This window comes from Gordonibacter massiliensis (ex Traore et al. 2017), from assembly GCF_019731765.1.
GTDB lineage: Bacteria > Actinomycetota > Coriobacteriia > Coriobacteriales > Eggerthellaceae > Gordonibacter > Gordonibacter massiliensis.
In genome coordinates, this window is record NZ_JAASIO010000006.1 from 141,416 (window position 1) to 152,973 (window position 11,558).

An 11,558-nucleotide genomic window follows, 5' to 3' on the forward strand; every position below is an offset into this window, starting at 1 on the left:
TCCGGGGGGGGGGCACCCCCCCGGCGGGGGGGGCGGGGCTCGGGCCGCCCGCCCCTGTCGCTTTTTTTTCGGCAGGTTGACCGTAGGGGCGCTCTCCAGAGCGCCCGTTCCGGCGCAGCCGGAAAAGCAGCCGAGGCTCGCGTTTTCGCGCTTCGCGCGAACGGGCGCTCAGGAGAGCGCCCCTACGGGGGCTATGAAGTATGCGGCTATATCTGCGGGCGCCGTTGTTCGCGCAGGTTGCACCGCGCAGGAGCGAAGCGTCCTGCGCTTCGCGCGCAGCGCGAAAACCGCCGCCCCGGTTGGCGTAGCAAGTCAGCGAGAGGCCCCCTCGTGCCCGAGATTCGCGGGATCGCGGAGGCGAAGCGTACTTCGGTACGCGAGCCTCCGGGATCGCGTGAAGATCGGGCACGAGGGGGCCTCGCAGCGTCGGCAGGTCATGCGGGCCGTGGGCCCCCCAGACCCCCCAGTGAACCCGGCAGGGCAAGCACGGGGCGTGGGCGCGCCCCCGCCTCTCTATCTCCCCGCGCACATCGTCCTCTCCCGCGCCTTCCGCCACGAGCTGCTCGGCCAGCAGGCGCATGTCGGCTTCGAGGTTCGCCACGTTCTGGGCCGTGGGCGTCATGATGGACGCGTGCACGACGCGGCCCTCGTCGTCGAACTCCAGTGCGTGGAACAGCGCGCCGCGCGGGGCCTCGGTGAAGCCCACGCCGCGCCCGGCCTTGACCTCGAAGTCCACGGGCTCGCTCGAACCCTCCACGCCGCCCGGCTCGGCCAGCGCGCGGCAGATGCCCGCGCAGCGGTCGAGCGCGTCCACCAGCTCGACGGCCTGGGCCACGTTGTTCATGAAGGGGTTGCGCTCGGGCGGGCGCAGGCCCGCCTTGGCGGCGGCCACCTTGGCATTCTGGCCCAGGTGCTGCCACGAGGCGTTGATGCGCGCGAGCGCGCCCGTGAAGAAGGGCGACCCCGTCTCGCGCACGCGGGCCAGCAGCGCCGCGGAGTGCGGCATCTCGTACTCCTCCAGGTGCGCGGCCACGTCGTTCGCGTCGAACTCGATGCCGGCGTCCAGGAAGCGCGCCGTGTCGGAGCACTCCACCGGGTAGTAGTCGGGCTCCACCATGGCCAGCATGTCGCCCGCCGTGGTTATGCTCGGCACGGGGAAGCTGGCGAACAGGTCCACGGCCGCCGCCGCGAACGCGGCCGCCTCGTCCATCTTCTCGGCCAGCGCGCGGTACTCCCCCGCCTCCAGCTCGTGGGTGAAGCCGCCCACCACGGCCGTGATGGGGTGGATGCTGCGCCCGCCCACCTTCGTGCACAGCTCGTTGCCGAGCGCCTTCAGGCCCAGGGCCTTGTCGAAGAGCTCCGGATCGGTCTCGGCCAGCGGGAACACGCTCTTCTGGCCCACGAAGTCGGGCGCGGCCAGCACGAACAGGTGCGTGGCGTGGTTCTGCAGGTACGAGCCGTACACCAGAAGCTCGCGCAGGGCCCTCGTGCGGGGCGTGACCTGCACCCCGAAGGCGCGCTCGATGGCCTTGAGGTCGGTGACCACGTGGCTGGCCGAGCAGATGCCGCAGATGCGCGAGGAGATGTAGGACACCTCGCGGTAGCTGCGCCCGCGCACCATGCTCTCGAACAGGCGCGCCGGCTCCACCACGTTCATCTCCACGGTCTTCACGATGCCGTCCTCGATGACCACGTGCACGTTGCCGTGGCCTTCGATGCGGGCGACGTGGTCTACGTGTATAGCGGTTTTCGTCATGCTCGTTTCCTCACTCGCTCGTCTGCAGGGCGGGGTTCACCTGGTTGAACATCTCGAGCGCCTTGTCGAAGTCGGCCACCGGCACGCCGTAGCGCTCGCACGCCTCGCGCGCCGAGGGCAGGTTCGCGTCGGGCGACAGGCCGCGGCACCCGTTGCAGGGCCGCCCCAGGTTCACGCAGCGGGCTCCGCACCCGGCGCGCGTCACCAAACCCAGGCACAGCTGCTGCTTGCCGAAGAAGCAGCTCGTCTCGTTGCGCTTGCAGTCGCCGCACATCGTGCGCGTGGGCACCGCCTTGTTCGAGCCGTACAGCGCGCGCTGGAGCACGTCGACGAAGTCGAGCGAGTCCACCGGGCACGTGCGCACCTCGAAGTCCACGTCGATGACGGCCTGCACGGGGCGCGGCGCGATCATCTCGCCGCAAGCCTCGGGCACGTGTGCGTACACCTGCGCGGGGCGCTCGAGGAAACCCGCCGCCGCCATGCCGGGTATGCCCGCCGTGGTGGCGCACGCGCCGATGGTTATGACGACGCCGGCGCGCTCGCGCAGCTGCCGCACGGTCGCCTCGGCCTCCTCGGTGGTCACGGCGCCCTCGATGACGGCCACGTCGAACTCCTCGGGCATGGGATCGCTCGAGGTGAGCTGCCAGTAGCGCACGTCGATCTGGCCGAGCACGTCCAGCAGATGCGCCTCGGCGTTCGTGATCTGCAGCTGGCAGCCGAAGCAGCTGGCCAGCCCCACCACCACGACGCGCGGCGTCGCCGGTTTCTCTTGACAGGCTATGCAGTATCCGCTCATATCACATCGACCCCTGAATGTTCTTGGCTTCCCAGTAGTTGAACACGGGCCCGTCGATGCACACGTACTGGTGCCCGATCTGGCAGTGTCCGCACTTGCCCATGCCGCACTTCATGTGCCGCTCGAAGCTCACGTAGATATGGTCGTAGCTGATGCCCTTCTTCCGCATCTCGTCGATGGCGAAGCGGTACATGACCGGAGGCCCGCACAGCGCCCCGTACGTGTTCGACGCGTCGATCTCCAAGTGCTCGAACGGTTTCGTGACCAGGCCGACCTCGCCGTCCCACGTGTCGTCCGGGTGGTCGACGGTCAGGTAGAGGTCGAAGTCCTTGCGGTGGCGCCACATCTCGAACTGCTGGCGGAACATCACCTCGGAGGGGTTCTTCGACCCGTAGATGATGGTGACCTTGCCAAACTCGGAGCGCTCGTCGTGGATGTTGTTGATGAGCGAGCGCAAAGGCGCGATGCCGAGGCCGCCCGCCACGAGCAGGATGTCGTGGCCCTTCATGTCCTCGATGGGGAACCCGCGCCCGAACGGCCCGCGCAGCCCCACGATGTCGCCGCACTGCATCTCGTGCAGCACGTTGGTGAACGCGCCCGTGCGGCGCACGCACAGCTCGATGAACCCGCGCTTGGTGGGCGAGCTGGATATGGAGATGGGCGCCTCGCCCACGCCGAAGATGCTCACCTCGACGAACTGGCCGGGCTCGTGGTGGAACGCATCGCGGATGCGGTCGTCGATGAGCCGGAACTCGAACAGCTTCTCCGTGGCCGTCAAGTCCACGATGGACGTGATGCGGGCCGGCCAGGGCCTATACGGGTTGGCGGCCATCATCTCGTCGCCCGCCATCGGGGCGGGCTCGTCGTGGAACGGCCGCACCTGGACGGTGGAAACCGCGCAGCTACTCGGCATCGTCGGCCCCCTTCCTCTCGAAGAACCTCAGCACCTCGATGGGATTGATGTTCGCTTTGCACGCCGTCACGCAGCGCCCGCAGCCCACGCAGAGCATGCGGTCGTGGTTGGCGAGGAAGCCGTTGAGCTTGTGGTACATGCGGTGCCGCACGCGGTTGCGCCCGTCGGCGCGGAAGTTGTGCCCGCCGGCCACTTGGGCGAACTGCGGCGACGTGCACGAGTCCCACGTGCGCTCGCGCCGCCCCGTCTTCCCATCGGGGTCGAGCGTGTCCTGGATGTCGAAGCAGAAGCAGGTGGGGCACACGGCCGAGCAGGCCGTGCAGGCCAGGCAGCGCCCGCCCAGCTCCTCCCAGTACGGGTCCTTGTGGAACGCGTCCATGAGCATGGCGACGTCTTGGATGTCCGGAATCTCGCCGTTGAAGGCGTCCTGGCGCCGCCGCGTGGCGTGGCGGAACTCGATGCGGTCCTCGTCGGTGGCCACGCGCGGGTTGCACGCCGCCTCCAGGATGTTCGCCGCCTCAACGCTGGATATGCTCACCAGGTACTTGCCGCCCAGATCCTGCAGGAACAGATCGTAGCCGAAGCGCGCCTCGTCGGCGCCCCACAGGTTGCAAAAGCACGTGTCGTCGGGCGTGCAGCTCACGCCCACGATGAGCGTGGCCTTGCGACGCGCCACGTAGTACGGGTCGGGGTAGCGCCCGTCGCGGAACACCAGGTCGAGCCGGTTCAGCGCGTTGATGTCGCAGGCGTGGGCGCCGAAGATGACGCGCGGGGTGATCTCGGCCGCGAAGGCCGCCACCTCGTTGTCGCGCGCGTCGAAGGGGAACAGCGTCTCGGTGGGCGGAAGGAAGTACTTCTTGGGCGATGAGACGGTCGTGTCGTAGCCCAGCTCGATGTCGTCGAACGATTCCACGGCCTCGAACACGTAGCTCCGGTCGCGCTTGACCGGAGCTACCACTTCGTAGGTTTCCATGAACGCCGACACGAGCGAGGGAAGTTCGGAGGCATCGATGACGCGATACAGCATGCTCTCGTCCTTTTCTCGTCTGGTGGCCTGCTAATGTGCAACAGCGTACCCGCCCGGCGGGCTGCCCGCGAGAACTATTCGAAGAAGATGCCGATTTCTCGCTCAGCGGACTCGGGGCTGTCGGAGCCGTGGATGACGTTCTCGTCCATGATGAGGCCGAAATCGCCGCGGATCGTGCCGGGGGCCGCTTCCGCCGGGTTCGTGGCGCCCATGAGCGAGCGGCACTTCGCCACCGCGCCCTCGCCGGACACGACCATCTTCACCACGGGGCCGCTGGTGATGTAGGAGATGAGGCCCTCGTAGAACGGCTTGCCCTCGTGCTCGGCGTAGTTGGCCTTCGCCTGCTCGTCGGTGACCATGCCCAGCTCCATGCGCTCGACGGTGAGGCCCGCGCGCTCGAAGCGGTTGACGATCTCGCCGATGTGGCCGTTGCGCACGCCGTCGGGCTTGATCATGGTGTAGGTCTTCTGCACTGCCATGTGGTTCCCTTTCTCTCTTTGGTATGTTGTCATCCTGAGCGAAGCCGCCCCTGCGACGGAGTCGAAGGATCCCGTGCGGCGCACGAGCGCGAACGGCCTATCGGCCCGCACGGGATCCTTCGACTCCGGTCGCTTCGCTCCCTGCGCTCAGGATGACAAAAAACAGCGGCGCGTTCGCGTCGCTGTTTTTTGTCAGTTCTGGCTCGGGAAGTAGAGCTCGACGTTCGAGACCTTCCAGCCTATCATGTCGCGCACGAGCGACACCTTGTACTGCACGTCGCCGCCTTCGGCGGTCTTGGCCGTCACGTACACGGTGGAATCGCTCATGGACTTGTCCACGCCGTTGATGGAGGGGTTGGCGTCGGCCACGATCGGCTCCACCATGGTCTTGGCCTTGTCGGTGCCGACCTCCTTGGCGAACACGGTGGAAGCGGCGGCGTCGGGATCGGCGAACAGCTCCTTGACCACGGTGTCCTGCGTCGGATAGCCCCAGCCCTGCGTGTACAGGAACACGGCCGCGCCGAACGCCACCAGCACGACGAGCACAATGGCCACGAGCACCTTCAGCCCCACGTTGCGGCGCTTGCGGTCCTGCTTGGCCAGGCCTTTGGACCATTTCTCCAGCTCTTCGTCGCTCGCGTTGAAGAAGTGGTCGCCCGCCTCGGTGCCGGAGTACGCCTGCTCGCCGTACGCGTCAGCGTAATAGTAGGGGTCCTGCTGCCCGTAGGCGTAGGCGCCCTCGTCGGTGTACATGGGCGCGCCGTCGGCCGCCACGTCCAAACCGGACATGTCGGCGGCGGCCACGGCCGGTATGACCTGCGTGATCTCGGACGTGCCCTGGGCCACGGCCGCGATGGCGCGCTGGTAGTCGACGCTCGCGGAGTCGGACAGGTAGTACGTCTTGTCGGCGATGGACTGCTCGAAGGCGTTCACGGCCTTCTGCATCTGACCGCACGCCACGTAGGCCTGCCCGAGGTTCGCGTAGAGCTTGTTCTTCGTGTCGGGCTGCATGCCGAACTGCAGGGCGCTCTCGTAGGACGCCACGGCGTCGGCCGGGCGGTCGAGCGCCATGAAGCACACGCCCAGGTTCAGCAGCGCCTTCGTGGGGTCGGGATTGCCCTCGTCGAGGGCCGCCTCGCGAAACGCCACGCCGGCCTCGGCGGACTTGCCCAGCTTCAGCAGCGCGTTGCCCATGCCGCTGTAGGCCTTGTAGGGCGTGTCGTACTTCGCGTCGGACACGGCGATCTCGAAGTGCTTGACCGCGTCCTCGTAGTCGTGCAGCGCCGCGTAGGCCATGCCGAGGTTGTAGTTCACCGCGCCGCACGCGTCGTAGGACGCGTCGGCCGTGGCCTGCGTGTAGGCGTGGATGGCCTCGTTGCAGTCTTTGAGCTTGACAAGGCAGTTGCCTATCTGGTGATAGAGCAGCCCCATCTCGCCCGGAGCGAGCGGATGGCTTCCATCCTGCAAGCACTGCGTGAACGCCTGGAGGGCGTTCGCGTAGTCCTTGGCGGCGTAGGCCGCGCGGGCTTGCTGGAATAGGTCGTTGTTCATCTGCTTCCTTACGTTTGGTTGAGGGCGCCCGGCGGGCAGGCGCCCCGTGCGCTATTCGGCGGCGTTCTCGATCTCGATGTGCTCGATCACATCGCCCACGCGCAATTCGCCGATGACGTCGAGGCCCTCGATCGTGTCGCCGAACACCGTGTAGCCCGAGTCGAGCATGGGCTGGTCGCCCAGGCAGAAGTAGAACTGCGAGCCGGCGGAGTTCGGGTCCTGCGAGCGGGCCATGGCCAGCGTGCCGTCGTTATGCTCGTTGTGCGGGTTCGTGGTGTACTCCTCTTTGATGGAGTAGCCCGGGCCGCCGGTGCCGAGGCCCGCGAAGGGGCTCTTGGCCTTGGCGATGACGTCCTGCGTGGACAGGTCGCGCGTGTTCGGGCAGCCGCCCTGGATGACGAAGCCCGGCACGTAGCGATGGAACTTCAGGTTGTCGTAAAAGCCCTTCTGCGCCAGCTCGACGAAGTTGCCCACGTGGATGGGGGCGTCCGCGCCGTGAAGCTGCACGCGGATCGTGCCCTTCGACGTGGTGATGACGGCGATCTCGTCGCCGGTCGGCTGGTATTCGGGCGTGTACTGCGCCATGATGGCTCCTTTTCCTCACTGCGTTTATGTCACCGCGCGCGCCGGGCCTGCCCGGTCGCGCCGCGTTGGCGAATTACCACATACGATTGAGAATTCTAGCAGGTAACCTCTGGCGAAGGGGAAAAATCGTATAACATTCACGGGCTCGTTGAAGCGCCGGGAAAGGGGCGCGCCCGCGACCGGATGAGGGCGGTCGCGACCCCTTCCCCAAGCGCTGCGGGCGCATGAATCGAGACTTGCCGAGCGTGGGCGACGCGCTCCTATTCCCGTTCGAACACGCTGACGACCTCCACGTGGTACGTCTGGGGGAACAGGTCGACCGGTTGGACGCGGGACAGGCGGTAGCCGGATCGCTCGAAGCGCTCGACGTCGCGCGCCCAGGTGGCGGGGTTGCAGCTCACGTAGGCCACGCGCTCGGGGGCGGCTTGGGCGATGCTCTCCACCACGCCGTCGGCCAAGCCGGCGCGCGGGGGGTCGACCACGAGGGCGTCCAGCTCGCCCAGCTCCGGCAACTCGCGGGCCGCGTCGCCGCCCACGACCTCCACGTCCACGCCGTTCATGTCGGCGTTGCGGCGCAGATCGCGCACCGAAGAGCCCGCCGACTCGATGGCGACGACGTCGGCGCCCGCCTGCGCGAGCGGCACGGAGAACGTGCCGCCGCCGGCGTACAGGTCGGCCACGAACAGCTCGTCGAGCCCTTCGGGGCCGTCCTCCCCCATGCGTCCGCCCAGACCCGCCACGACCTCGGCCACCAGCTTCTCGGCCTGCGCGGTGTTCACCTGGAAAAACGACGGCGCGCTCGTGAGGAAGCGCGCGCCGGACAGCTCCTCGCCCCAGCAGCCCTTGCCGTCGAGCGTTTCGACGCCCTTGATCTTGCGCGCCTTGCCGGGGTCGGCCAGCACGCGCACGATGCTCGTGGCCTTGAGCGCGCTCTTGAGCGTGTTGGCCACGTGCCCCCGCGGGAAGGAGCCCGGCTTCGTCCACAGCGCCACCTCCACGTCGCGCGTGCGCACGCTGCCGCGCACCCCCACGCGGAAGATGCCCAGGTCCTGAGACCCCTGGGCGAACCGGAGCGCGCCGCGCAGGGCTTTGGGGGCGCGCTCGATGGGTTTGACGGCCACGGGGCAGGTGTCGGGCGTGGCGATGTCGTGCGTGCCCTCGCGGTGGAACCCCAGCATGAACGCTCCGCGCTCGTCGAAACGCGCGCCCAGCTCGAGCTTGTTGCGGTAGCCCCACTGCCGCTTGCTCGGCGCGCACGGGCGCACGAGGTCGTCGGCGCGTTCTTGCTCGAAGTGCGCCGTGCGCACGAGCGCCGCCGCGACGTTGGCGCGCTTCGCATCCAGCTGCGCTTCGTAGGCCAGGTGGGCCCACGGGCATCCCCCGCACGCTTCCGCGTGCGGGCAGGCCGGCTGGACGCGCAGGTCCGACGGCTCGTCGAGCCTCGCGAGACGCGCGCGGGCGAACGCCTGCTTCTCCTCCACGATCTCGACGACGGCGACGTCGCCCGGCGCGCCGCCCTCCACGAAGACCGTTTTCCCGTTGTCGAGGCGACCGACCGCCTCGGAGCCGTAGCCCATGCGCTCGATGGTGATGGCTTGTTCCATGTTCGTGAGATTTCCTTGCATTGTTTTTCCGATTTCAACCATCATAGCGTATAATCTTCCCCCGTGCCCTTGTAGCTCAGGGGATAGAGCGTCTGCCTCCGGAGCAGAAAGCCGCAGGTTCGAATCCTGTCAAGGGCACCAGCGAGAACACCGAGGCCGGGCGCGCGCCCGGCCTTTTCTGTGGCCGGTGGTACATCGGCTGGTACATCAAGTGGTACATCATTTCCGTTGGTCGGGTTACGACAAGCGTCGCCTGCCTCGCATGCGGGAAGTTATCAGCGGCCTCCGCCGCTCGATAAGAGTTCTAGCCCACGCGCCCACAAGAGGCGCACGCCTACTTCGCGGCCATCGACACGCCGGACAGATCCACGAACGCGCTGCCACCGAGGTTGGCGCCGGCACCTACCCTCAGCACCCCGTCTGGAGCGAGGTAGATGTTGTAGAACTGGGGGGCTCCGTTCGCCCCGTTGCCGACGCAGCAGAAGTTCCGGTTCGCGCCGACCGGGATCGCGGACGGATCGGCGAGGCCGCTCAGGTCGGCGATCCTGCCGTCCGTCTCCACGTTGGTTATCCTGCCCTGCAGGTGCAGCCACCCGCCGGAAACGCAGTACCTCGGCGGATAGGAGGGCTCCCGCGCCGCCACGTCGATCAACGTGAGCGGCCCTTCCGAGCGGGACATGGGAACGCCGCTCACGCACATTCTCGAAACGTCGAAGCGCGCCTCCCTGCCCATGACGACGAAGGATCCGTTAACGTACCCGAAGCCCGAGTCAGTCACCCAATCGTGTTCCTCGTCCCACCCGGTGAAGACGAAGTAGCCCGGCGCATTCATGATGTGCATCCCGCTGTGGGACTTCACCACGTCTATCGGGGAGCCTGCGGCCATCGCCGCCCACTCGCTCCCCGCGAGCGCCTCGGCGCCCTCCACCGACGCCACGTCGATATCGCCGACGGCGCTCCCGCCCTCCCGCTCGTCGGCGAGGGCGCTCGCCGGGACCAGCGCCGCCGCGCCCGCTGCCGCTGCCGCCGCTAGGAACCCCTTGCGCGTGATGCCCTCTTCCATTACCGCTCCTCTCAGGCCGTTGTATATTACCCTTTAGGTCGGTATTATACGCTCTTAGGTAGTCGCGAGGGGGAGCGACCCTCCCCGCAGCAGGCGAGGAACATCCCTTGAAAAAAGAGCTGGCGGGACATATCCTTTTATCCGCATCTAATACCTTTCGAGTCATGTTAACGGGGATAGCCATGAGGCACGTGATATGCAAGGGCTGCGGTAGGCCCGTGGAGAAGCGCCTTTTCAAAACGACGACCTGCAGGTTCTGCGGCCGCAAGAGGCGTCCCGCGAAAGAACTCGCCCTCGCGTCGTGCGCCATTCTCGGGAGCGCGTCGCTCATAGGGGCGGTGACGATCGCCGCCTTCTCCTGGCAGGCCGCCAGGGACCTCGGCTACATAGAGTCGGTCAAGAAGCCGGACGTCCGCTTCATAACAGACGAGTATTTCGACTCGGTCATTAAGCTGGGAGACGGCAACGGCGTCGGGGGCGCGGAGAAGCAGAACGCCCACTTTATAACAGATGACGACATGAGCGAAATCGAAAGCAGGAACGCTGGCGGATCCTCCTGCTTGACCTTGTTCGAAGACCGCATCGACGGCAGCAAGCAGTATGCACTCACGAGCCGATGCGCAACAACAGTCGTAATTACCAACAACTACGACAAAGAGATGCACATCTCGAGAATTCGACTAGAGGCCTCAGAGATATCCGTCGACGAACCCCCTCGCATCTTCGCCTCCACGATACCCACAAGCGACGGAATTGACCTCAGGCTGATAAACAACGGCTGGTCACCTGCCGAAAACCTTATCATGAGCGTGACGAGCAAGACCGGCAGCCTCAATGAGTACTTCGGCAAGCCCTCGATAGAGGTGCTTGTTCCCCATATCGACGAAGCATCCGACATCAGGATTCCCTTTTTGAAAAAAACCGATCTGATCAAGCACGGAAGCGAAGACTTCGCGCTTGCAGCCACGGCCAAGGACGATAACTACGATGACGTCAGCGTAGTAGATTTCGGTTTTGATTTCGAACTGCATGGCGACGAGTTCGTGCATTTCGGGATAGGAGGTCCAGGAGAACGCGTCTACGGCGTAAAGGTTGACACGTCGGTTGAGAGCTTCGTTTACGAAGATCCTATCAGCGAGAACGTGGACCCGGGTAGGAACATCTGCATTCCCGTATGCTTCTTTCCCGACAGATCGTGCTTCATGAAGGTGAAGTTGTCCTTCGAGGTTTCCAAAGGAGATATGGTTGAAACCGTATCAACGGAGGCGGCCGACCTGCACATCCTCGTACCGAGCATATACAACCTATACGAGGGGGTAGACTTAGCGAGCGACGACTCCGCAGCTATAGAAGAGTTCGGAATCGTCGATCGAAGAAGGGCGGTTGTCTCCTATCCGTTTGGCGGCGAGACGGTCGAGTACTGACCATGCTTGCCCAGCAACGCACTCGTCGCGCTGCTGGGCGCCGAGAAGCCTGCCGCGGCCGCCAACGCGACGCTTGGGCTTGCCAGCCTCACATCCTCCGCCATTTCTCCCGCTCCTCGTCCTTAGTCGGCACGTGGACGATGCGGTAGAGGCAGTCGAGCAGCACGGCCAGCGCGACGACGGCGAGCACGGCGCGGGCGATCCATACGGCCATCAGAACGACTCGAACCCGGGATCGTCCTCGCCGACCGCCTGCAGAAGGCGGCTCGCCCAGGGCGCGTCCGGCTCCCCGAGCGCGATGCACGGGATGTCGCGGCCGCAGCAGGCGCGGTGGACCATGTTGAGGGCGGTCACCTCGTC

The 11,558-nt window shown here is 66.2% G+C and carries 11 protein-coding genes and 1 tRNA gene; 2 read left to right on the plus strand and 10 right to left on the minus strand.

Features of this window, described 5'->3' with window-relative positions:
- The 8 genes from HCH03_RS16635 to rlmD all read right to left on the minus strand — a co-directional run.
- A partial coding sequence (locus tag HCH03_RS16635; protein ID WP_281421102.1) for a Ni/Fe hydrogenase subunit alpha occupies nucleotides 1-1,756 on the minus strand: 1,756 nt, incomplete at its 3' end.
- Nucleotides 1,757-1,766: 10 nt separating this feature from the next.
- Nucleotides 1,767-2,552 carry an NADH:ubiquinone oxidoreductase gene (locus tag HCH03_RS08895; protein WP_080142676.1) on the minus strand — a complete coding sequence of 262 codons (786 nt, stop codon included), beginning with the start codon at nucleotides 2,550-2,552 and terminating at the stop codon, nucleotides 1,767-1,769.
- A gap of 1 nt (nucleotide 2,553) precedes the next feature.
- Entirely contained in the window at nucleotides 2,554-3,465 is a 912-nt protein-coding gene (locus HCH03_RS08900) for an FAD/NAD(P)-binding protein (protein ID WP_080142675.1), read from the minus strand.
- Nucleotides 3,455-4,492: a 4Fe-4S dicluster domain-containing protein gene (locus HCH03_RS08905; RefSeq protein WP_080142674.1), complete on the minus strand. Its 1,038-nt coding sequence runs from the start codon at nucleotides 4,490-4,492 to the stop codon at nucleotides 3,455-3,457. The genes HCH03_RS08900 and HCH03_RS08905 overlap by 11 nt, the downstream gene beginning before the upstream one ends.
- 74 nt (nucleotides 4,493-4,566) lie before the next feature.
- Nucleotides 4,567-4,971, minus strand: coding sequence for a nucleoside-diphosphate kinase (gene ndk / locus HCH03_RS08910; RefSeq protein WP_015539887.1), 405 nt, complete (start codon nucleotides 4,969-4,971; stop codon nucleotides 4,567-4,569).
- A gap of 192 nt (nucleotides 4,972-5,163) precedes the next feature.
- A complete protein-coding gene (locus tag HCH03_RS08915; protein ID WP_185906398.1) occupies nucleotides 5,164-6,522 on the minus strand; it encodes a tetratricopeptide repeat protein in 1,359 nt (452 codons plus the stop codon).
- A gap of 51 nt (nucleotides 6,523-6,573) precedes the next feature.
- Nucleotides 6,574-7,107 carry a peptidylprolyl isomerase gene (locus HCH03_RS08920; RefSeq protein ID WP_185906397.1) on the minus strand — a complete coding sequence of 178 codons (534 nt, stop codon included), beginning with the start codon at nucleotides 7,105-7,107 and terminating at the stop codon, nucleotides 6,574-6,576.
- 260 nt (nucleotides 7,108-7,367) lie between these two features.
- The gene (rlmD, locus tag HCH03_RS08925; protein ID WP_221689219.1) at nucleotides 7,368-8,711 is read right to left on the minus strand and encodes a 23S rRNA (uracil(1939)-C(5))-methyltransferase RlmD; all 1,344 of its coding nucleotides are present in this window, start codon (nucleotides 8,709-8,711) and stop codon (nucleotides 7,368-7,370) included.
- A gap of 65 nt (nucleotides 8,712-8,776) precedes the next feature.
- Between rlmD and HCH03_RS08930 the strand changes: the two genes are divergently transcribed.
- A tRNA-Arg gene (locus HCH03_RS08930) sits at nucleotides 8,777-8,852 on the plus strand.
- A 193-nt stretch (nucleotides 8,853-9,045) separates the two neighbouring features.
- Here HCH03_RS08930 and HCH03_RS08935 read toward each other — a convergent pair.
- On the minus strand, nucleotides 9,046-9,774 hold the full coding sequence (locus HCH03_RS08935; RefSeq protein WP_221689220.1) for a hypothetical protein: 729 nt from the start codon (nucleotides 9,772-9,774) through the stop codon (nucleotides 9,046-9,048).
- Nucleotides 9,775-9,881: 107 nt separating this feature from the next.
- On the opposite strand from HCH03_RS08935, the gene HCH03_RS08940 reads away from it, so the two are divergent.
- Entirely contained in the window at nucleotides 9,882-11,198 is a 1,317-nt protein-coding gene (locus HCH03_RS08940; RefSeq protein ID WP_221689221.1) for a hypothetical protein, read from the plus strand.
- A gap of 88 nt (nucleotides 11,199-11,286) precedes the next feature.
- Here HCH03_RS08940 and HCH03_RS16640 read toward each other — a convergent pair whose 3' ends face one another.
- Nucleotides 11,287-11,412 carry a hypothetical protein gene (locus HCH03_RS16640; protein WP_281421106.1) on the minus strand — a complete coding sequence of 42 codons (126 nt, stop codon included), beginning with the start codon at nucleotides 11,410-11,412 and terminating at the stop codon, nucleotides 11,287-11,289.
- Nucleotides 11,413-11,558 lie beyond the last annotated feature (146 nt).

What these genes read in the sequence shown, in the direction of transcription:
- HCH03_RS08935 (WP_221689220.1), bottom strand. Translation starts at nt 9,774, where the DNA reads ATGGAAGAGGGCATCACGCGCAAGGGGTTCCTAGCGGCGGCAGCGGCA.
- HCH03_RS16640 (WP_281421106.1), bottom strand. Translation starts at nt 11,412, where the DNA reads ATGGCCGTATGGATCGCCCGCGCCGTGCTCGCCGTCGTCGCGCTGGCC.
- ndk (WP_015539887.1), bottom strand. Translation starts at nt 4,971, where the DNA reads ATGGCAGTGCAGAAGACCTACACCATGATCAAGCCCGACGGCGTGCGC.
- HCH03_RS08900 (WP_080142675.1), bottom strand. Translation starts at nt 3,465, where the DNA reads ATGCCGAGTAGCTGCGCGGTTTCCACCGTCCAGGTGCGGCCGTTCCAC.
- HCH03_RS08915 (WP_185906398.1), bottom strand. Translation starts at nt 6,522, where the DNA reads ATGAACAACGACCTATTCCAGCAAGCCCGCGCGGCCTACGCCGCCAAG.
- HCH03_RS08895 (WP_080142676.1), bottom strand. Translation starts at nt 2,552, where the DNA reads ATGAGCGGATACTGCATAGCCTGTCAAGAGAAACCGGCGACGCCGCGC.
- HCH03_RS08905 (WP_080142674.1), bottom strand. Translation starts at nt 4,492, where the DNA reads ATGCTGTATCGCGTCATCGATGCCTCCGAACTTCCCTCGCTCGTGTCG.
- rlmD (WP_221689219.1), bottom strand. Translation starts at nt 8,711, where the DNA reads ATGGAACAAGCCATCACCATCGAGCGCATGGGCTACGGCTCCGAGGCG.
- HCH03_RS08920 (WP_185906397.1), bottom strand. Translation starts at nt 7,107, where the DNA reads ATGGCGCAGTACACGCCCGAATACCAGCCGACCGGCGACGAGATCGCC.